This window comes from Rhizobium sp. OAE497 (genome assembly GCF_040546565.1).
Classification (GTDB): Bacteria; Pseudomonadota; Alphaproteobacteria; order Rhizobiales; family Rhizobiaceae; genus Rhizobium.
The window spans coordinates 3,189,706-3,209,382 of record NZ_JBEPOA010000001.1 but is presented as its reverse complement, the minus strand read 5'-3'; the positions used below and the strand labels follow the sequence as shown (position 1 = coordinate 3,209,382).

General features: G+C 62.6%; 20 protein-coding genes and 2 pseudogenes. 9 read left to right on the top strand and 13 right to left on the bottom strand.

Translation table 11 applies throughout. From position 1 onward, the window contains the following. Positions 1 to 59: 59 nt before the first annotated feature. Together ABIE40_RS16205 and ABIE40_RS16200 are read right to left on the bottom strand one after the other, a co-directional pair. Positions 60 to 965 (bottom strand): heme-dependent oxidative N-demethylase family protein, encoded by a 906-nt coding sequence (locus tag ABIE40_RS16205; RefSeq protein WP_199629014.1) that lies wholly within the window; start codon positions 963 to 965, stop codon positions 60 to 62. Positions 966 to 1,012: 47 nt separating this feature from the next. Further along, on the bottom strand, positions 1,013 to 1,297 hold the full coding sequence (locus tag ABIE40_RS16200; protein ID WP_199629015.1) for a YciI family protein: 285 nt from the start codon (positions 1,295 to 1,297) through the stop codon (positions 1,013 to 1,015). Positions 1,298 to 1,425: 128 nt separating this feature from the next. Here ABIE40_RS16200 and ABIE40_RS16195 point away from each other — a divergent pair, with 128 nt between their 5' ends. Further along, the gene (locus tag ABIE40_RS16195) at positions 1,426 to 2,328 is read left to right on the top strand and encodes a sensor domain-containing diguanylate cyclase (protein ID WP_199629016.1); all 903 of its coding nucleotides are present in this window, start codon (positions 1,426 to 1,428) and stop codon (positions 2,326 to 2,328) included. Here the strand turns inward: ABIE40_RS16195 and ABIE40_RS16190 are convergent. From ABIE40_RS16190 to ABIE40_RS16180, 3 genes are all read right to left on the bottom strand, one after another. Further along, the gene (locus ABIE40_RS16190; RefSeq protein WP_199629017.1) at positions 2,325 to 2,948 is read right to left on the bottom strand and encodes an aminotransferase class IV family protein; all 624 of its coding nucleotides are present in this window, start codon (positions 2,946 to 2,948) and stop codon (positions 2,325 to 2,327) included. The two genes, ABIE40_RS16195 and ABIE40_RS16190, sit on opposite strands and share 4 nt — an antisense overlap. Next, positions 2,945 to 4,051, bottom strand: a complete 1,107-nt coding sequence (locus ABIE40_RS16185) for an aminodeoxychorismate synthase component I (protein WP_199629062.1) — start codon at positions 4,049 to 4,051, stop codon at positions 2,945 to 2,947. Before ABIE40_RS16185 ends, ABIE40_RS16190 begins: the two co-directional genes overlap by 4 nt. Positions 4,052 to 4,335: 284 nt before the next feature. Continuing rightward, positions 4,336 to 6,189: a M3 family oligoendopeptidase gene (locus ABIE40_RS16180; RefSeq protein ID WP_199629018.1), complete on the bottom strand. Its 1,854-nt coding sequence runs from the start codon at positions 6,187 to 6,189 to the stop codon at positions 4,336 to 4,338. A gap of 208 nt (positions 6,190 to 6,397) precedes the next feature. On the opposite strand from ABIE40_RS16180, the pseudogene ABIE40_RS16175 reads away from it, so the two are divergent. From ABIE40_RS16175 to ABIE40_RS16170, 3 genes and pseudogenes are all read left to right on the top strand, one after another. Further along, positions 6,398 to 7,655: pseudogene (locus tag ABIE40_RS16175) on the top strand (sigma-54-dependent transcriptional regulator); the annotation flags it as partial. 86 nt (positions 7,656 to 7,741) lie between these two features. After that, positions 7,742 to 7,951 (top strand): annotated as a pseudogene (locus ABIE40_RS31040) (helix-turn-helix domain-containing protein); the annotation flags it as partial. A gap of 180 nt (positions 7,952 to 8,131) precedes the next feature. After that, a complete protein-coding gene (locus tag ABIE40_RS16170; protein ID WP_199629019.1) occupies positions 8,132 to 9,985 on the top strand; it encodes a peptidoglycan L,D-endopeptidase MepK in 1,854 nt (617 codons plus the stop codon). 127 nt (positions 9,986 to 10,112) lie between these two features. On the opposite strand, the gene ABIE40_RS16165 is transcribed toward ABIE40_RS16170, so the two are convergent. The 3 genes from ABIE40_RS16165 to ABIE40_RS16155 form a co-directional block, all read right to left on the bottom strand. Next, a complete protein-coding gene (locus tag ABIE40_RS16165; protein ID WP_007527482.1) occupies positions 10,113 to 10,376 on the bottom strand; it encodes a DUF2312 domain-containing protein in 264 nt (87 codons plus the stop codon). Positions 10,377 to 10,466: 90 nt separating this feature from the next. Next, entirely contained in the window at positions 10,467 to 10,772 is a 306-nt protein-coding gene (locus ABIE40_RS16160; protein ID WP_199629020.1) for a DUF1244 domain-containing protein, read from the bottom strand. Between the two features lie 11 nt (positions 10,773 to 10,783). Continuing rightward, positions 10,784 to 11,575, bottom strand: coding sequence for an N-formylglutamate amidohydrolase (locus ABIE40_RS16155; protein ID WP_199629063.1), 792 nt, complete (start codon positions 11,573 to 11,575; stop codon positions 10,784 to 10,786). A 219-nt stretch (positions 11,576 to 11,794) separates the two neighbouring features. Here ABIE40_RS16155 and ABIE40_RS16150 point away from each other — a divergent pair, with 219 nt between their 5' ends. The 3 genes from ABIE40_RS16150 to ABIE40_RS16140 all read left to right on the top strand — a co-directional run bounded on the left by ABIE40_RS16150 (position 11,795) and on the right by ABIE40_RS16140 (position 14,453). Next, positions 11,795 to 12,265, top strand: a complete 471-nt coding sequence (locus ABIE40_RS16150; protein ID WP_112385515.1) for a DUF1036 domain-containing protein — start codon at positions 11,795 to 11,797, stop codon at positions 12,263 to 12,265. Then, entirely contained in the window at positions 12,265 to 13,704 is a 1,440-nt protein-coding gene (gene pyk, locus ABIE40_RS16145) for a pyruvate kinase (protein WP_112719920.1), read from the top strand. The genes ABIE40_RS16150 and pyk overlap by 1 nt, the downstream gene beginning before the upstream one ends. A gap of 116 nt (positions 13,705 to 13,820) precedes the next feature. Further along, positions 13,821 to 14,453 carry a LysE family translocator gene (locus tag ABIE40_RS16140; protein WP_199629021.1) on the top strand — a complete coding sequence of 211 codons (633 nt, stop codon included), beginning with the start codon at positions 13,821 to 13,823 and terminating at the stop codon, positions 14,451 to 14,453. Here ABIE40_RS16140 and ABIE40_RS16135 read toward each other — a convergent pair. Genes ABIE40_RS16135 through ABIE40_RS16125 form a run of 3 tightly spaced genes read right to left on the bottom strand, consistent with a single transcriptional unit; the run spans position 14,432 to position 15,824 of the window. Further along, positions 14,432 to 15,010, bottom strand: a complete 579-nt coding sequence (locus tag ABIE40_RS16135) for a DUF4865 family protein (protein ID WP_199629022.1) — start codon at positions 15,008 to 15,010, stop codon at positions 14,432 to 14,434. The two genes, ABIE40_RS16140 and ABIE40_RS16135, sit on opposite strands and share 22 nt — an antisense overlap. After that, complete coding sequence (locus ABIE40_RS16130) at positions 15,007 to 15,408, bottom strand: cupin domain-containing protein (protein ID WP_199629023.1); 402 nt, start codon at positions 15,406 to 15,408, stop codon at positions 15,007 to 15,009. The genes ABIE40_RS16135 and ABIE40_RS16130 overlap by 4 nt, the downstream gene beginning before the upstream one ends. After that, positions 15,405 to 15,824: a tautomerase family protein gene (locus ABIE40_RS16125; RefSeq protein ID WP_112719916.1), complete on the bottom strand. Its 420-nt coding sequence runs from the start codon at positions 15,822 to 15,824 to the stop codon at positions 15,405 to 15,407. The genes ABIE40_RS16130 and ABIE40_RS16125 overlap by 4 nt, the downstream gene beginning before the upstream one ends. Before the next feature lie 105 nt (positions 15,825 to 15,929). Here ABIE40_RS16125 and ABIE40_RS16120 point away from each other — a divergent pair, with 105 nt between their 5' ends. Then, on the top strand, positions 15,930 to 16,847 hold the full coding sequence (locus ABIE40_RS16120) for a LysR substrate-binding domain-containing protein (protein WP_199629064.1): 918 nt from the start codon (positions 15,930 to 15,932) through the stop codon (positions 16,845 to 16,847). Here the strand turns inward: ABIE40_RS16120 and ABIE40_RS16115 are convergent. Continuing rightward, the gene (locus tag ABIE40_RS16115) at positions 16,844 to 17,788 is read right to left on the bottom strand and encodes a GlxA family transcriptional regulator (protein WP_199629024.1); all 945 of its coding nucleotides are present in this window, start codon (positions 17,786 to 17,788) and stop codon (positions 16,844 to 16,846) included. The two genes, ABIE40_RS16120 and ABIE40_RS16115, sit on opposite strands and share 4 nt — an antisense overlap. Positions 17,789 to 17,906: 118 nt before the next feature. Here ABIE40_RS16115 and ABIE40_RS16110 point away from each other — a divergent pair, with 118 nt between their 5' ends. Continuing rightward, entirely contained in the window at positions 17,907 to 18,701 is a 795-nt protein-coding gene (locus ABIE40_RS16110; protein WP_199629025.1) for an SDR family NAD(P)-dependent oxidoreductase, read from the top strand. Here the strand turns inward: ABIE40_RS16110 and ABIE40_RS16105 are convergent, their stop codons facing one another. Next, positions 18,702 to 19,676 carry a threonine ammonia-lyase gene (locus tag ABIE40_RS16105; RefSeq protein WP_199629026.1) on the bottom strand — a complete coding sequence of 325 codons (975 nt, stop codon included), beginning with the start codon at positions 19,674 to 19,676 and terminating at the stop codon, positions 18,702 to 18,704. Position 19,677 lies beyond the last annotated feature (1 nt).

The window sequence follows — 19,677 nt, the reverse complement described above, 5'->3', positions numbered from 1 at the left end:
ACCGGCTCTAACCACAAAATGGCGTCACAATAAAGAGCGTTCGGCCGGGAAATCTAATATCAGGCGGGTGCGAGCTGTTGTGCAAGGCTGTGCAGCTTCTGCACGAGCTCGGCTTTCTGCAGTGTCAATCCCTTGTAAGCCGTCTGCTGTTCGTCGAGCGCGGCAAGCTGCGTGGCGAAGCTCGACGCGAGTTCGGCGGCGCGCGGGTGATGCTCGATCGCGGCGATCGGATCGACATAGACGCGGATCGTGAAGACGATGTCACCGGAAACAGGGAGCTTGCGCAACGTCTGCCGCTCGACGCGGGCGAACCGCTCTGCAAGCGTGAAATCCTCGGAAGACGGCGGGCGCCGGTGCTTGGACACCGGCAGGAAGAGATCGCCTGTCGTGTTGACCGACCAGTTCATCCGCTCGACGGGCTGGGTGACCTGCAGATTGTCGAAGATGCGGGTGATCAGCACCGCGTTGCGCGTGCCTTCGCTGAAACCGGGCACATCGGCATGGATCGCCTGCATCGGCCGGCCGAACTTTTCCTGCAGCGACCAGGACGACGGAAAGGAGACATGGCCTGCGACCAGATGCCACCCATCGTCCTTGCGGCGCATGATGACCAAATCGTCTTCGACGAGAAGGCCGGCGCGCATCAGCGGCGGCAGCGACACGTCGGTGAGATCGACTTCGGTGTCTCCGGCCGTGATGATGTCGCCATGCCTGACATAGCGATCCGGGTAGGCGGAGCAGAGATGATCGGCGAGGAGGCCGAGACATTCTTCCTGTGCCGCTTGCGTATCGTCTTCGGCGACGAACACATCCTGGCGGTGTGCGGCGAGAAGCCCGCGCTTTTCCGCCAGATAGCGCGCGAGATCACCGTCCGGCTCGATCCAGCGGCCGATATCGAGCGGCATCAAGCCGATGGTGAACGGCTTCGAGGATCCATCATAGGGTGTGTAAGCGGGAAGTTTCATTGTCAGGAAACTGCCGGTTTGCGGTGATTGATGCAAGAGTAAAGAGGCTAGCCCTTCAACGCTTCCAGCCCGGCATTGACCGTCGTCAGCGCCACTTCGGTCACCTCGTACTTCGCCACCCCATGCACCGTAAACGGATCGGCGGCGACATAGGCTTCGATCTCGGCGCGATTGCCGGTGGCGAGGATGACGCCGCCGGTGCGGGGGACCTTGCGGCCGGAGGCTAGGAACCAGCCCTTGGCATAGCCTTCCTTCACCCAGGCCATATGCGGTTCCATGTGCTTGTCGGCCTCTTCGTTGGGCTTCACATAGGTGAGGGAAAGTATGAACATCTTTGATCCCGAGGGTTGTGCCGTTTTGGGGCTGTTGATAACAGAAATTGCACTGCCTTATCCATTTTCTTTTTATAGTTTTGAAGCATTGTGCCACACATCGCCATTAGTACGCCCGGAACCGTCGCATGACCAATATATCGGAGCGGCTTGCGGAGTTGCAGGAGGAAAGCGCCGTCATGATCGTCCTCTACGATCAGGACGACCGCGTGCAATATACAAATGCCGCCTTTCGCTCCACCTTCGCGCTTGAGCCGGACGAAACGCCCACATGGGCAGAGCTGATGCGCCGCAACACCAAGGCGGGGCGCGGCACCATCATTCGCACCACGGATTTCGAGGCATGGCTGATGTCTGCCCAGTCCCGCCGCGGCAAGCTGCCGTTCCGGGCCTTCGAGATGGATGTCGTCGACGGGCGCTGGTTCTGGATGACGGAGACGGTGCAGCGCGACGGCTGGATGCTGTGCATGGCGAGCGACATCACCCATATGAAAACCAGCCAGCGGGATCTGCGCCAGGATCGCGATTTCGCGCTCAGGGCATCGCAGACCGACGAGCTGACTTGTATCTCCAACCGCCGCTTCATGATGGCTGCGCTGGAGAACATGATCGCCCGTCAGGAAACATCGGCGCTCAGCGGCTGCATCTGCATCGTCGATCTCGATTTCTTCAAGCGCATCAACGACAATTTTGGCCATCAGGTCGGCGACCAGGTGCTGATCGACTTTGCCCGGCGGGTGCAGCCGGTGATCAGGCGCCGCGACAGCTTCGGGCGGATCGGCGGCGAGGAATTCATGCTGGTGTTTCCGGATACGACGCTCGAACAAGGCGAGCGGATCATCGACCGCGTGCTGGAGCTGGTCCGCATTGCCCATCCGCTTCCCACCTTGCCGGGCTTTTCCTATACCTGCTCAGCGGGGCTTGCAGAGCTCAAGGCCGGAGACACGGTGCAGCAGCTCTATGCGCGGGCCGACGAGGCGCTCTACATTGCCAAGCAGAGCGGCCGCGACCGGCTGAAGATCGCAGCCTAGGCAAGCACCGCGGGGATCAAGCCGCGCAGCGAATTGCCCATGTAGAGCTTGCCCCCGGCAATATCGGCGAGGCTGATCCTGCCGACGCGGGCCTTGCGCTGGCAGATGAGTTCGGTGCGTAAGACGCCTGCAAGCAGACCGCAGGAGATCGGCGGCGTGCGCAACAGGCCCGAGCCGTCAACGAGAAAGACCGAGGTGATCGTGCCTTCGCAGACCTCGTCATTCTCGTTGAGCATCAGCACCTCGTCGGCTTCACTCGCCGGATATTCCGCCCGGGCGGCTTCGTAGACCTCTCGCCGCGTGGTCTTGATGCGCAGCAGCTTGTCGGCGCTGTCGAGCCGTTGCGAAGCGATGCGGACTTTCCAGACAGTGTCCGGCGCCAGTGGTGTGAAAGCCACGCTCGTCACATCGATCCGCCCGGCAGCATCGAGAGTCAGGCGGACGCGCAGCGATGTCGTCGCACCAGCGACGGCCTCTTCCAGCCTGTCCTTCGCCTGAAGCGGCGCGGGGAAGCCGATGCGGCGGGCGGAGCGGTCCAGCCGGGCGAGATGCAGCCGCAGGCGGGTGAAGCCGATACCGGGCTCGAAGCGCAGGGTCTCGATCAGCGAGAAATCGCTCATCTGGCAATTTCCTGGTCGCCGATCGCGAAGCGGGCCTTCAGCAGGCATTCCTCGTATTCGGCTTCGGCAGTCGAATCGAAGACGATGCCGCCGCCGACATTGAAGACCGCGTGGCCGTTGTCGAACAGGCTGATGGTGCGGATGGCGACGGAGAAGCGCATGGCGCCCGCCGGAGCGATCATGCCGATCGCGCCGCAATAGACGTCGCGCGGGCGGTCCTCGAGATCGTCGAGGATCTGCATGGCGCTGAGCTTCGGGGCGCCGGTGATCGAGCCGCAGGGGAAGAGGGCGGCGAAGATATCGCGGATCGTCAGATCCGGCAGCAGTTTCGCCTGCACGTGGCTGACCATCTGGTGCACGGTCGGATAGGTCTCAATATCGAATAGCTTCGGGACGTCGAGTGTTCCGACTTCGGTGATCCGCGAGATATCGTTGCGCAGGAGATCGACGATCATCCGGTTCTCGGCCTGCGTCTTGATATCGGCGAGCATCGCCGCCTTGATCGCCTCGTCCTCGGCTGCATCGGCGCCACGCTTGGCGGTGCCCTTCATCGGATGCGTCTCGATCCAGCCGTCCTCATCGGTGCGGAAGAAGAGCTCCGGCGAGCGCGACAGGATGATGGGACCACCGAGATCGGCATAGGCGCCGTATTTCACCGGCTGCCGCTCGATCAGCGACCAGAAGGCGGCGAGCGGATCGCCACTCCAGCGCGCCTCGATGGGCATGGTCAGGTTCGCCTGATAGCAGTCGCCCTGCCGCAGGTGCCAGTGGAGGCGGTCGAAGCGGGTCTTGTAGGTCTCGAACTCCCAACCGGCTTTCGGTGCCGTCACGAACTCCTCGTTGTCGCGGCGGCGGACCGGCTGCGACAGGGGATGGCCATCGGGTGCAGGGCCGTCGAAGACGCCGAAGCAGAGGAGAGGGGATTGGCGATTGGACGGGAGTTTTGGAGCGAGCTTGTCCTCGAACAGGTAGCCGGCCTCGTAAGAGATGTAGCCCGCAAGCCATTTGCCGGCGGCTTTGGCGTTCTCCATGCGCTGCAGGGCGGAGAAGAAGTCGGTGCTGTTGTTTGCGATGATGATTTCGGACGGCTCGGCGAAGAGCATAGTCTGATCGGTGGTGTCGTCGCGGAACAGGATGAAGGGGGAGGATACGTTGTCCACTTACGTCTCCCTCATTCCTGTGCTCGTAACAGGAATCCAGCGCGCCCAAGTCCTTGGGCGCGAAAGACTCCCTTCACGGCGCAGACGCGCCGTGGCTGGATTCCTGTGACAAGCACAGGAATGAGGGAGAGTTTGGGTTGGCGTCATTCGTTCTCTCATGGACCAACGACAAGGACGGCCTAATACCCGCCTGACAGGCCGAAGCGTCCCCTCATCGGCCCTTCGATTCAGCCCTTATCCAAAGCTTCCAATTCGTCGATCAGCCCTTCGATCATCGACAGGCCCTTGCTCCAGAACGACGGATCGGTGGCGTCGAGGCCGAAAGGCTTGAGGAGTTCGGAGTGATGCTTGGTGCCGCCGGCTTTCAGCAGCTCGAAATACTTGTCCTGAAAACCCTTGTCGGCCTTCTGGTAGACGGCATAGAGCGAGTTCACCAGGCAGTCGCCGAAGGCGTAGGCATAAACGTAGAAGGGCGAGTGGATGAAGTGCGGGATATAGGCCCAGTAGGTCTCGTATCCCTCGGAGATCTTGATCGCCGGGCCGAGGCTTTCCGACTGCACCGATAGCCACAGTTCGCCGATATCATCCGACGTCAGCTCGCCGGCCTTGCGGGCGGTGTGCACCTTGCGTTCGAATTCGTAGAAGGCGATCTGGCGCACGACCGTGTTGATCATGTCCTCGACCTTCTGGGCCAGCATCGCCTTGCGCTCGGGCTTGTCGCTGGTCTTGTCGAGCAGAGCACGGAAGGTCAGCATTTCGCCGAAGACCGAGGCGGTCTCGGCCAGCGTCAGCGGCGTCTGGCACATCAATGCGCCCTGGCCGCCGGCCAGAACCTGATGAACGCCGTGGCCGAGCTCGTGCGCGAGGGTCATCACGTCGCGCGGCTTGCCCATGTAATTGACGAGTACATAAGGGTGCGCCGAGGGAACGGTCGGGTGCGCGAAGGCGCCCGGCGCCTTGCCGGGGCGAACCGGCGCATCAATCCATTCCTCGTCGAAGAAGCGCTTGGCAATCGCGGCCATCTCGGGTGCGAAATTTCCGTAGGCGGAGAGAACCGTGTCCTTCGCCTCGTTCCAGGAAATGACGGCGTTCGAGGTTTCCGGCAGCGGCGCATTGCGGTCCCAGAAATTCATCTGGTCCATTCCGAGCCACTTCGCCTTCATCGAATAGTAGCGGTGCGAGAGGCGCGGATAGGCTTCCTTGACGGCGGCAGCCAAGGCATCGACGACTTCGCGCTCTACGCGGTTGGCGAGATGCCTGGAGTCGGCAATGTCTTCGAAGCCGCGCCAGCGGTCGGAGATGTCCTTGTCCTTGGCGAGCGTATTGGTGATCAGCGTGAAGGTGCGGATATTGGCCTTGAAGGTTTCCGCCAGAGCCATCGCCGCCTTGTGGCGTGCCTCCGGGTTCGGGTCCTGCAGCATGTTGAGCGCCACTTCGAGCGGCAGCTTCTCGCCGTCGATCTCGTAGCGCAGCTCGGCCATCGTCTCGTCGAACAGGCGGTTGAAGGCGGCAGCCGATGTCATCGACTTCTCAAGGAAGAGCTGCTCCAGCTTGTCGTCGAGCTGGTAGGGCTTGTCCTTGCGCAGATCGATCAGCCACGGGCGGTAGTGACCGGCGGCGGGATCGTTCGCCATGCAGGCGTCCATCACCGCGTCGCCGATGCGGTTGAGTTCCAGCGCGAAGAACAGCAGGTGGCCCGAATATTCGGTGATGCGCGCCTGGACGTCGCCATAGAGCTTGCCGTTCACCGGGCTCGTCGTATCGGAGAAATAGGTGAGGCCGGCAAAGGAGCCGAGACGGCCGATGATGTCGTCGAGCGCCTCATATTCCTTCAGCGCCTGGCCGATCCCTTCCGCACCCGTCTTGGTGACTGCGGCGGCCAGCTTGCCCTTCCACTTCTCTTCGAAGGCGATCGAATTCTTGCCGGCCTTTTCCATGTCGCTGGTGAAGGCGGTCGAGGTTGCGGAAGGGTAGAGATCCTGCAGTTTCCAGACCGGAAGATCGCCGAGCGCAGCGTCGGATGCACCGGCGGCAGATGTTGCCGAAAAATTAAGACCGGCGGCGTTGAGCACAAAATTCATGGCAGGGCTCCTCTTCCTCTTTTCAAACAGGTCTGACTGTCTATGCGCCAGAAGCCCCCGCATCAAGGGGTTTTCGGCAGTCAAAAGGCCCCGCTTCGGCACGGAATCGCCATCGTCACAATCGTTAAAATGCGATTATTTCTCAAAACTGGATGTTCAAGCCTTTCGGGCAGAGTGCAACCTAGGTTTCGCATGAAGTGAGGCGACAATGACCGGTTACAATGAGCTCAAAGGGGCAGGGCAGATACTCGTGGTCGAGGATGACCCGGTACAGCGCCGTCTGTTGAAGAACGCAATCGAGCGCCACGGGCACGTCGTCCATCAGGCAGAAAATGGCCGCATCGGCCTGGAGATGGTCAAGCGCGATGCTGGCCTCTTCAATGTGATCGTGCTCGATCTGATGATGCCGGAAATGACCGGTCTCGAGTTTCTTGAGGCGGTGCACGAATTCGGCACACAGATCCCGGTGATCGTTCAGACCGGCCAGGGCGGTATCGAAACGGTCGTCCAGGCGATGCGCGCTGGCGCCTTCGATTTCGTCGTCAAGCCGGTGTCGCCGGAACGTATCGCAACGTCGATCGCCAACGCGATGAAGCTCGACCAGCGTGAAGTGAAGGCCCGTGCCGGCCGCCGTTCGCGCTCGGGCGTCGTCGGTTTCGATGATATCGTCTCGGCAAGCCCGGCGATGATCCGCGTCATCGATCTGGCGCAGCGCGCCGCCCAGTCGAACATCCCGGTCGTTCTCGAAGGCGAGTCCGGCGTCGGCAAGGAACTCGTCGCCCGCGCCATCCAGTCGGCTGGTGATCGCTCCGGCAAGCCGTTCGTGACCGTCAATTGTGGTGCGATCCCGCACAATCTGGTCGAAAGCATTCTCTTCGGTCATGAGAAGGGCGCGTTCACCGGCGCGACCGAACGCCACATCGGCAAGTTCATGGAAGCCGATGGCGGTACCATCTTCCTCGACGAGATCGGTGATCTGCCGCTTGAGGTTCAGGTGAAGCTTTTGCGCGCCGTGCAGCAGGGCGAGATCGAAACGGTCGGCGCCCGCACGGCCCACAAGGTCAATGTCCGGCTGATCTCGGCGACCAACAAGGACCTGATCGAAGAGGTCAAGAACGGCCACTTCCGCGAGGACCTTTACTATCGCCTCAACGTGTTCCCGATCACCATTCCGGCGCTGCGCAAGCGCAAGGAAGACATCCCGCATCTGGTGCGCGTCTTTGCCGACCGCTTCTCTTCGGAACAGAAGAACGGTCACCGCATGACCGTCAGCGCCGGCGCTCTGGCGCTGCTGACCGCCTATGACTGGCCGGGCAATATCCGCCAGCTGGAAAATGCGATCTTCCGCGCTGTCGTGCTTGCAGAAGGGCCTGAGCTGACGGAATCGGACTTCCCGCAGATCGCCGCACAGCTGCCGGAATACGATGTCGTCGATCATCTGGCGCTGGTGGCCGACAATTCGCACCGTGACCGCGAAGCCGAGTTCGCAGCCGCCGATTACAGCGTTCCGCCGCCGTCGATGATCGACACGTCGGGCCGCCATGGCGAAACGGCCGATAACGCCATCGCCAGCGTCAACCCGGCGGGCGAAGTGCGCAAACTTGCGGATGTTGAAGAGGAGTTGATCCGATTCGCCCTTAAATTCTATCGGGGCCAGATGAGTCAAGTTGCGAGGAAACTCGGCATCGGACGATCAACTTTGTACAGGAAGCTGAAAGATTACGGCATCGACCCCGATAATCCCCAGAAAGACGCGGCATAGCAGCTGCCGCGTTAACATTCCCGCAAGCATGTCCGGTTACTGTTTATAAACCACTTGTTAGTCGATCGTTGACTATGTAAAGAAAAGGTTGATCGTGTGTGGCATTTTTGCCATCGTGTCACCGCATTTGACAGTCATTGGGACAGCCGGACTATTAGGGCAGTCTGACGGGGATTGAGTTTGCCGGATTTGAATGAGCATACCAAGCCTTCGCGCTTGAGCTGGCGTGCACGTTGCGCCAACGTTAGCGGAAAGGCGGTTAGGACGGCGATGGCCGCCCTTCTCGCGCTCGCGGTGTCCTCACCGGTATTCGTCGGCACGCCGTCCGAGGCGGCGGGGGAAACCCGCAGCCTGAAGCTCTATTTCATCCATACGGGTGAAAAGGCAGTCATCACTTACAAACGCAACGGCAAGTTCGATCCGAAGGGTCTTGAGCAGCTGAACCGATTCCTTCGCGACTGGCGCAAGAACCAGCCGACGAAGATGGACCCGCATCTGTTCGACCTGATCTGGGAAGTGTACCGCCAGAGCGGCTCGAAGGATTACATCAACGTCGTCTGCGGTTTCCGTTCGCCCGGCACCAACGCCATGCTGAAGGCGCGTTCGCGGAATTCCGGCGTCGCCGAAAAGAGCCAGCACATGCTCGGCAAGGCGATGGACTTCTTCATTCCCGATGTGAAGCTCGCAACGCTGCGCGCCATCGGCATGAAGATGCAGGTCGGCGGCGTCGGCTTCTATCCGAAGTCCGGTTCGCCCTTCGTGCACATGGATGTCGGCGGCGTTCGCGCCTGGCCGCGCATGAGCCGCGACGAGCTGGTCCGGCTTTTCCCGAACGGCAACACCCTGCATATCCCGGCTGACGGCACGCCGCTTCCGGGCTACCAGCAGGCACTCGCCGACTACAAGCGCCGCGTCAATTCCGACACGCTCGTTGCTGCCGTTGGCGGCGATAACCTTGCTTCGTCCAAGAAGCCGAAGACGCTGTTTGCGGCGCTGTTCGGCGGTGGTGCTGATGAGGAAGAGGATAGCTCGGACGATTCGGCGCCGGTCGCAGTTGCCAAGGCAACGCCGACGAAGCCGGAAGCTCCGGCTGCCGCGGCTGAGCCTCCCGCGCCGGAAGAGGTTCAGGTGGCTGCGGTCAACGCGCCGGTTCCGCAGGTTCGTCCGGCCTTTGCCGGCCAGCTCGGCGGTGGCGAAGTTGCCAATGCGATGCTGCCTGCCAATTCCGGCAATGCTGCCCAGCAGGCGCTTGCCGCCGCAACGGCGCAGGAAGACCAGCCGCAGCAGTTTGCCGATCTCAGCACCTACCGCGTCCCTGTTCCGGAGTTGCTTGGCCAGCGCCGCGAGCCGGGTGATGCGGAAGTTGCGTCTATCGATCCGTCGATGGCTGTCCCCACTCCGGTCGATCGTCCGGTCGCTGCAGAGAACCTGCTTGCCGCTGCTGCCGACGCTGATCCGGATGCTGCAGGCGACGAAGCCGAGGCCCAGCAGCTTTCGCCGGCCGTTGCCCAGCAGCTCGCCAAGGATGGCGCTGCCGCCAACCAGCAGGTCGCGGCTCTCGCGCCGTCGACCGTCGAGCAGGCGATCAGCGCTGCGATGCCGGGTTCGGCGAAGCCCGCTGAAAAGGCTCCCGTCCAGCTCGCTGCTCTGGCGCCCGCCAAGACCGCAAGCTTCGGTGACAGCTTCGACATGCCGCAACAGCGCGCCAGCGACGATGTCGCGCCGGTCGCGCCTTCCAAGGGCGGCCGTCCGACCAAGGCCGTTGCCGCTGCCGCCGATGCGGGCCGCGCTTCGATCCGCACCGAGCCGAAGCTGACGCAGAAGATGATCTCGCAGTGGGCGCTGACGAATTCCCGCATGGAAATGGTCACCAAGCCGGTCAAGGCGCCGCGCTTCGTCAGCCAGACGCTCCGCGCCCAGCCGACGGCCGTCTATGCCGAGGGCTTCAACGTCAAGACCGCTTCGATCGATCCCGGCCGCTTCAGCGGTACCGCCGTCAACTTCATGGAAGTGAAGAAGTTCAACACGAACTGACCGGTTTCAAATTCATTGAAAAAGCCGCTGGAGCGATCCGGCGGCTTTTTTGTTTGGGGTTCGTCACGGCAATAAAAAAAGCCGCCGAGGCGCGGGGCCTGGCGGCTTTCGAAGCGAATATCTGGGATCAGCCTTCCGGCGGAGCCTCGATCATGCCGAGAGCGTGCAGGTAGGTGTCGAGGATCGCATCTTCTTCCATGCGTTCCTGCTCGTCCTTCTTGCGCAGGGCGACGACCTTCTTGAGGATCTTGGTATCGAAGCCCATGCCCTTGGCTTCGCCGTAGACATCCTTGATGTCGTCGGCAATGGTCTTCTTTTCTTCTTCCAGGCGTTCGATACGCTCGACAAAAGCGCGAAGCTGATCGCGGGCGACGCCATGAGCATCAGACATCCGTGTTCTCCTGATTTTTCGGATTGGAATTCGTGGGCAGTGACTGCCGTGAAGCGGCGCCGCGGTCAAGTCCCTTCGGCGGCGATGACGTTATTTGTGGGGATTGTTTTCGGCAAAAGCCGTCTTCTGTGCTTCCGATGCCTCGTTCTGGTGGAGGTTTTTCCACTCGTCATAGGGCATGCCATAGACGATCTCGCGGGACTGGTCCTTGGTGACAGGCACACCGTTTTCCTCGGCCGCCTCGCGGTACCAGTTCGACAGGCAGTTGCGGCAGAAGCCGGCGAGGTTCATGAGGTCGATGTTCTGGACGTCGGTGCGCTCACGCAGATGGGCGACCAGCCGGCGGAAGGCGGCTGCCTCGAATTCGGTCTGCTGTTCCTTCGTCAGTTCCGTCATCGTCTCTTCCTTCATGCGTAGGGGCCGGTGCGCGAGGGATGCACCTTGTATTCGTGCAGCGCCGGATCGGCATTCATCGCCGCAAAGACCGGCGCTAGCCGTTCGGCCCATTCGGCGATCCCGGTCTCGTCGCCGATCAGATCCTGGCGGACCTCGAGGAGCGCGTGCGGGATCCCCGTCACCATGCAGTGCTGGTACATGGTATCGCCCTTGAGCGCGCCGTCATAGGGCTCGTTGTCGCCGACTATCAGATCGGGATCGCGGCGCAGCATGTCAAGCAGCGGGCCGACGGCGCGGTGATCGCTATCCCAGAGCACGGCGGCATGCCAGGGGCGGGGAACGCCCTTCCATGCCGGCGTATAGGAATGCAGCGAGAGGACCAGCGGCGCCTTGCCGGTGGCGCTGGCGACCTTGGCGATCTCCAGCGCTACGGCATCATGATAGGGGCGATGAAAACGCTCGATGCGGCCCTGCCATTCGGCCTTGGAGATCGGGTGATTGCCGGGAATGATCGCGCCGTCGGAGATTTTCATGATCAGCGTCGGGTCGTCCTCGCCGCGGTTCGGGTCGATCAGCAGGCGGGAGAAGCCGCCGAGAACGGCGGGTACGCCGAGCCTTGCCGACAGGCTGCGCGCCAGGCCCTCGATGCCTATGTCGTAGGCGATGTGGCGGGCAAAGGCGGTCTCCGGCAGGCCGAGCTTTCCGTAGCTTTCGGGCAGCCGGTTCATGGCGTGATCGCCGAGGATCACCATGCCGCTGTCATGTTTGCCGGGTAGGATCTCGAAGGGTTGGAAGTCTTCCATCAGCGAATGGCCATTCGTCATTTCGGGCGAGGGGTCACTGATCGCATGCACGTGCCGGAGGTTCAAGCCGGATCATCGCGCATCTGCGGCAACGCGATGGTCACAAGCAGGTTATGAAAGGAATATAATCGATTAGCATCGCGTTGACATTCGCCGGATGGCGGCGCAAGAAGGCACGGGAAAACGAATAACCGTGGGAGCAAATCGGAAGCCGTGTTGATGCAAGCCGCACCAAGTTTCCTCACCCGGTCCGGGCCGCTTGCCCGCCTCGCATTGTTCGCATTCGCAGCCATGATGCCATTCTTCGCCGCAAACGCGGCCCGCGCGGACTTCCGCGTCTGCAATGGCACGCAAAATCTGGTCGGGGTCGCCATCGGCTATCGTGCCAAGGATGGCTGGATCACCGAAGGCTGGTGGCAGGTCCCGGCAACGACCTGCGCGACGCTGATCGAAGGAGAGCTGCAGTCGCGATACTATTACCTCTACGCAGAAGATGCCGCCCGGGGAGGCCGTTGGACGGGCGATGTGCAGATGTGCGTAGCGGAAAACGAGTTCAAGATCACGGGCGTCAATGACTGCTATGCCCGTGGCTATCAGAAGATGGGGTTCAAGGAATATGATACGGGCCGCCAGGGCAGCTGGATGGTCCAACTTTCCGATACGCCCGGAACGCAAGAAAGCCCGAATTGATGAAGCGTAACCGCAAAGTAAAAATCCTCGCAACGCTCGGCCCCGCCTCCAGCGAAGAAGCGATGATCGAGAAGCTGCACCAGGCCGGTGCTGACGTTTTCCGCATCAACATGAGCCATGCGAGCCATGACCTGATGCGCACGCTGGTCCAGCGTATCCGCTCCGTCGAAGCGCGCTCCGGCCGCCCGATCGGTATTCTCGCCGACCTGCAGGGCCCGAAGCTTCGCGTCGGCAAATTCGCCGATACCAAAGTCGACCTGAAACCCGGCCAGACCTTCACGCTCGATAACAACGAAGCCCCCGGCGACGCCACCCGCGTCTTCCTGCCGCATCCGGAAATCCTGGAATCGGTACAGCCGGGCCATCGCCTGCTGATCGACGACGGCAAGCTCGCGCTGCGCGCTGAGAAGTGCGACGGCAAGAGCATCGTCACCACCGTCATTTCCGGCACCAAGATTTCCGACCGCAAGGGCGTCAGCCTTCCCGATACGCTGCTCACCGTCGGCGTTCTGACGGACAAGGACCGCGTCGATCTCGACGCCGTGCTGGCGACCGACGATGTCGACTGGGTCGCGCTTTCCTTCGTGCAGCGCCCGGAAGATCTTGCCGAAGTGCGCAAGATCGCCAAGGGCCGCGTCGGCATCATGTCGAAGATCGAGAAGCCGCAGGCAATCGAGCGCATCGAAGAGATCATCGAGCTTTCGGACGCGCTGATGGTTGCCCGTGGCGACCTCGGCGTCGAAATGCCGCTCGAAGCCGTTCCCGGTATCCAGAAGCAGCTGATCCGCGCCTGCCGCCGTTCGGGCAAGCCGGTGGTCGTTGCTACGCAGATGCTGGAATCGATGATTACCGCTCCGGTTCCGACCCGCGCCGAAGTCTCCGATGTCGCGACCGCCGTGTTCGAAGGCGCCGATGCCGTCATGCTGTCGGCCGAATCCGCTTCAGGCGACTATCCGGTTGAAGCTGTTGCGACCATGGCCTCGATCGCCAGCGCCATCGAGCGCGAGCCGCACTATCCGGGCATCATCTACGCCCAGCGCGCCCAGCCTGAGGCAACCGGTGCCGACGCGATCTCGCTCGCAGCCCGCCAGATTGCCGAAACGCTGAAGCTCTCGGCCATCGTCTGTTATACCTCGTCGGGCACGACGGGCCTGCGCGCCTCGCGCGAGCGCCCGCAGGTTCCGATCCTGGCGCTGTCGCCGATCATCAAGACCGCCCGCCGTCTGGCGATCGTCTGGGGCCTGCACTGCGTCGTCACCCATGATGCGACCGACCTCGACGACATGGTCAACCGTGCCTGCCGCATCGTCGCCGACGAAGGGTTCGGCAAGCCGGGCGACCGCATCATCATCTCGGCCGGTGTTCCGCTCGGCACTCCTGGTGCGACCAACATGATCCGCATCGCCTATATCGGTTCGGATGGTCGCAGCGGCATCTGACAAGTTCGAGGCTTGGTCTCGATAGCCCGCCGGGAAACCGGCGGGTTTTTCTTTTGCCGTAATCTTGAACGGAGGATGGCGACATGCGAGCCTCCGGAAAAATCCGGGAGGTGGATATGGACGCCGTTACAATTCTTGCCTTTGCCGCAGTTTCTTTCGTTGGGATCGCGACACCTGGGCCGACGGTCCTGCTGGCGCTCAACAACGGCTCGCGCTACGGCGTCAGGCGGGCGATTCCCGGCATGCTGGGCGCAGTGTTTTCGGATTTCGTCCTGATCGGGGCGGTTGCCGTTGGTCTCGGTGCTTTGCTTGCCGCGTCGGAATTTTGGTTCTCCGTGCTGAAATATTGCGGCGCGGCCTATCTCGCCTTTCTCGGCATCATGCTGCTACGATCGAAGGGATCTCTCGATGTCGTGCTCGCGGAGCAGGGCGGCGGATCCCGGTCAGCGATTGCTATCGGGCTGAAGAGCTTCATGGTGGCTGTTACCAATCCGAAGGGCTACCTGTTCTTTTCCGCCTTTCTGCCGCAGTTTATCGATCCCACATCGCCACAGGCATCACAGTACCTGTTGCTTGCGTTCGTCTTCTCCTCGCTCGATTTCGTCATCATGTTCGGCTACGCGGTGTTCGGTTCGCAAGCGGCGCGCTTTCTCAAGACGAGCGGTGCCATATGGCTTGAGCGCGCCTGCGGGGGCGCGCTCCTGGCTCTTGCGGGGTCGCTCGCGTTTTACCGCCGGGCAACGGCCTGAACGGCGGCTGGCAGCGACATGTGCCCGACGCGGTAGATCTGGCCGTCGCCTGATATCAGCGGCATATCCGCGTAGAGCATGAAGCGGACGAGCGACCACGATCTGGCTTCGAAGCCGGAGATCGAGGCCAGCGCATCGCGTTTGCGTCCCGTCTGCCTTGCCCGCTCGGTTTCTTCTGCGCGCAGAGCCGCGAGATCGGCGTGCGGCTCGATCGGGAGACGCTCGGCGGTCGCGAACTTGGCGTTGCCGAGATCGGCGGCTGTCTCGGCGTGCCAGACCATCCACTGGTCGATGCTTGGCCGGCCGAAGGATTGTGTCAGCGCCTGGAAGCCCGGGCCGGTGATGAAGTTGCTCGCGCCCTCCGGCTGTTCCCAGAGGTAGAAGGGGGCGTAGAGATTTTCCTGGCCGCCGAATTCGCCTCTCCTGGCGCTGAGATAGGCCTTGAAGGCGAGATGCGGAAAGCCGTCGGTGCCCGGGCCGCGTTCGCGCATGCGGCGGTCGATGATGCCCATGTCGTAATCGGCGGGCAGGGTGAAGCTGTATTGCATGGCGATCATGACGATATCTCCACGGGTTCCAGCCAGTCGACGAAGCGCTCCCCATCGGTTGCCTGGATGCTGACATAGCTGAAGGGCGCATCCTCGGCCGCGCCATGCCAGTGCCTCTCGCCAGCCGCAAACCACACGGCGTCGCCGGGCCTGATTTCCTCGACCGGGCCGCCGTCGCGCTGCGCCCGTCCTATGCCCGAGAGGGCATAGAGCAGTTGTCCGCGGGGATGCGTGTGCCAGTTGGTGATTGTGCCGGGATCAAGCGTGGCGCGCATTGCGGCATTCTCTCCGGCGGCACTGCCTTCCAGCAGCGCCTCCACCCAGAAAGACTCGGATGCGATGCCATCGGGGGAGCGCACGGCGCCTCCCGGACGGCGGATCGTCATGGCCGTGGGATTGCCGCTCATGACGGCTCTCCCATGGCGCGGGCACGCCAGTTGTCGTCGGCCATCTGTGCCACGCCGTCGCCGAAGGACCATTCGTCGGGCTGCGAGCTGACGATGGTGATCATGATGTCTTCCTTGCGCAGGCCCGGCGCCTCGCTCAGCAGTTCGGCGGCGCGCTTGAAGAAGGCTTTGCGCGTCTCCGTGCTGCGGGGGCGTCCCGCGCGGATGGCAAACAGGACGAAATCGTCGGAGCGGGGTCCGGCCAGATAGTTGCGGTCGAAGATCAGCTCGCCGGGTTCATGCTGCTGTATCTCATGGAACCGATCGGCCGGGGGCACGTCGAAGGCCTCGACGAGGGCGCGGTGGATGCCATCGGAGAGGGCGCGCAGATATTCCGGCGACTTGCCTTTGAGGAGAGAAATGCGAACGAAGGGCATGGGAGCCTCCTTGTTTGAAATCTTGACAGGAGGACCATCGCACGGCAGATTAATCCATAAAATCAGAATATATCGAACGTATGATCCTGAAAATTGGGATTGATGATGCGCAAGACAAATTTCGATCTGGATGTTCTCCGCACCTTCGTGGCCGGCATGGAGCTCGGCAATTTCGCCAAGGCGTCCGAGCGTCTCGGCCGCTCGACATCGGCCGTCAGCGCACAACTGAAGAAGCTGGAGGAGCAGGCGGGAACGCCGATCTTCCGCAAGTCCGGCCGCGGGCTGGCGCTGACCGATGCCGGGGAGACGATGCTTGCCTATTCCCGGCGGCTTCTGGAGCTCAACGATGAGGCGGTGGCGGCGATCCAGAGCGTCGAGCTCGAAGGCTGGGTGCGGCTCGGGCTGCAGGAGGATTTCGGCGAGACCGTCTTGCCGGAGGTGCTTGGCCGTTTTGCCAGGGCACATCCGAAAGTCCGCATCGAGGCGCGCGTGGTGCGCAATGCCGAACTGATCGAGCGGGTGACGACCGGCAAGCTCGATCTGGCGCTTGCCTGGAGCAACGGCAATGCGACGGCGCATTGCGAGATGGTGGGCGAGGTGCCGATGCTGTGGGTCGGACCGGCTTCGGGGCCGCAGGGCTGGACGGTCGAAAGCGGCGAGCCGCTGCCGCTGGCTTCGCTCGAAGCGCCCTGCCTGCTGAGGACAGCGGCGATCGATGCGCTCGACCGGGTCAACATTCCCTGGCGGCTTTCCTTCGTCAGCCCCAGCCTCGGCGGCCTCTGGGCGGCGACGGCGGCGGGGCTCGGTATCACCATCCGCACACCGCTCGGTCTCCCTGCCAAGGTGAAGCCGGTTTCGCCTGAAGCTGCCGGTTTGCCCGCTCTGCCGTCGCTCGGCCTGATGCTGCATCGCGCCGAGGCGGATCCGGATGCGGCAACCGCGCGGCTGTCATCGATCGTGCTGCAGGCGGCGCAGGAAGCGCTTGCCGGTCTTTCGCCGCAACAGATGCTGATGCGGGCCTAGGCGACCAGTTCGCTCTGGGCGTTGCGGCGGATGACGGCCGGCGGCTGGCCGAAAGCGCGCAGGAAGGCGCGGCGCATCCGCTCGCGGTCGGCAAAGCCTGTTTCGCGCGCCACGACATCGATTGGGTGCCGGCCCTGTTCCATCATCAGCCGCGCCGCCTCCAGCCGCAGGTTTTCCACGGCCTTTGCCGGGGACTGGCCGGTCTCGGAGCGGAAGGTACGGCTGAACTGGCGCGGGCTCAGATGCGCGGCATCGGCGAGTTCCTCGACGGAGAGCGCGCTCGTCAGATTGCTTCTGGCATAAGTGAGCGCCTTCTGGATGCGGTCCGATTTCGGCTCGAGATCCAAGAGCGTCGAGAATTGTGACTGGCCACCGGCGCGGCGGTGATAGACGACCAGCTTGCGGGCAACGGCGCGGGCGACGTCGGCACCATGATCGTTCTCGACCATCGCCAATGCCAGATCGAGACCGGCAGTCATGCCCGCCGAGGTCCAGATCGAGCCATCGACGATGAAGATGCGGTCCTCATCGAGCTTGATGGCGGGATAGCGGGATTTCAGCTCGCGGGCGAGATGCCAATGGGTGGTGACCCTGCGGCCGTCGAGGACACCGGCATCGGCCAGCAGAAAGGCAGCCGTGCAGATCGAAGCGAGCCGCCGCGAGGCATCTGCCGCCTCACGAATGAACGCGGCCTCTCCCGCCGTAGGCAGGCGGATATCGGGCGCACCGGAAACGATCAGCGTATCGAAGGCAGGATCAGCGAAAGCCTCCGTGTGGATGATCATGCTGAGCGAGCTCGGCACGGGGCCGCCGGTTTCCGAGACATAGAGGATCTCGTAGGCCTGCTCGCCAAGCTGGATATTGGCGAACTCGAAAGCCGAGACGGCGGCGAGGCTCATGATCTGGAAGCCGGGATAGACAAGAAAGCCGATGCGCTGCATGGCCGAAAACTCCGTTTGTCCTAAAAGGTGGTTTATATGACATTCAGGACATCGGCAATCCCTCGTAAAACATCCTTCAGGCGATGGCACCCGCCAGAGCAATTGAAGGAGAAAGACCATGAGCGATTTGAACAAGGGCATCGCGCTCGTCACCGGTGCGTCATCGGGCATCGGCGCGATCTATGCCGACAGGCTTGCCAAGCGCGGCTACGATCTCATTCTGGTGGCGCGCAATGGCGAACGCCTCTCGGCGCTCGCGAGCCGCATCGGCGCTGAGACCGGCCGCAAGGTCGAGACTGTCGTTGCCGATCTCGGCGCGCAGGCTGATCTTGCCAAGGTGGAAGCGCTGCTGAAGGGCGACCGCAACATCACGCTCTTGGTCAACAATGCCGGTGTCGGCGGCACGGCGCCGCTGCTTTCGGCCGATGTCGACAAGATGCAGCAGATGATCGACCTGAACGTCACCGCGCTGATGCGGTTGACCTATGCCGCAGTGCCGGGCTTCGTTGCCCGCGGCGACGGCGCGATCATCAATATCGCCTCGATCGTGGCAATCGCGCCGGAGATCCTCAACGGCGTCTATGGTGGCACGAAAGCCTTCGTGCTGGCCTTCAGCCAGTCGCTGAAGCATGAGCTGACGGACAAGAATATCCGCGTTCAGGCCGTTCTGCCGGGCGCCACCGCGACGGAATTCTGGGGCATTGCCGGGATGCCGGTCGAGCATCTGCCGGGCGAAATCGTCATGTCCGCCGAAGCGATGGTCGATGCCTCGCTCAAGGGCTTCGACCAGGGCGAGTTCGCGACCATCCCGGCGCTCGAAGACGCAGCGCTGTTGCAGGCCCATGAAGATGCGCGGCAGGCAATGATGCCGCACCTCTCGCGTTCGGTGCCTGCAGCGCGCTACGGCGTCTGATTAGCCGAAGCGCTCCAGCGCCGTCGCGAAGACATCGGTATCGACATTGCCGCCCGAGGTGATGGCGATGATGGTGTCGCTCTCCAATGCCTTGCCGTGGAACAGTGCCGCGGCAAGCGCCACTGCGCCGCCCGGCTCGACGATGATCTTCAGCCGCTTGAAGGCGAGCGCCATGGCACGCAGGGCTTCCTCGTCGGTGACGACGATGCCGGCGCCGGCGAGGCGCTTCAGGATCGGGAAGGTAATCTTGCCCGGTTCGGGCGTAATGATCGCATCGCAAATCGAGCCGGTCATCGCGGCATTGCGCTTGATTTTGCCTGACGCCAGCGAGCGGGCGTAATCGTCGAAATTCTCCGGTTCGCAGGTGCGGACCATGAACGACGGAGCGCTGGCCTCAAGCGCGAGGGCGACGCCGGAGCTCAGGCCGCCACCGCCGCAGGGGATCAGAACCTCGGCCGTCTTGATGCCTTCCTCTTCCGCCTGTTCGGCGATTTCCAGACCGGTCGTGCCCTGGCCGGCGATGACGAGCGGCTCGTCGAAGGGTTTGACCAGCGTCAGGCCGCGCTCGGCGGAGAGGCGGTCGCCGATCGCGTCACGGTCTTCCTTGGCACGGTCGTAGAGCACCACTTCAGCGCCGAAGGCGCGGGTGTTGTCGATCTTCAGCTTCGGCGCGTCCGAGGGCATGATGATCACCGAGGGGACGCCGTGCAGCTTGGCGGCCAGCGCCACGCCCTGGGCATGGTTGCCCGACGAGAAGGCGATGACACCGCGCTTGCGGACATCTGGCTCCAGCCCCGATACCGCCGACCAGCCGCCGCGGAACTTGAAGGAACCGGTATGCTGCAGACATTCGGCCTTCACGAAGACCCGCCGCCCGGCCATTTCATCGAGGAACGGTGAGGAGAGCAGCGGCGTGCGCCTGGCATGCCCGCGCAGGCGGGCACGGGCGGCAACGATCATTTCAATGGATGCCATG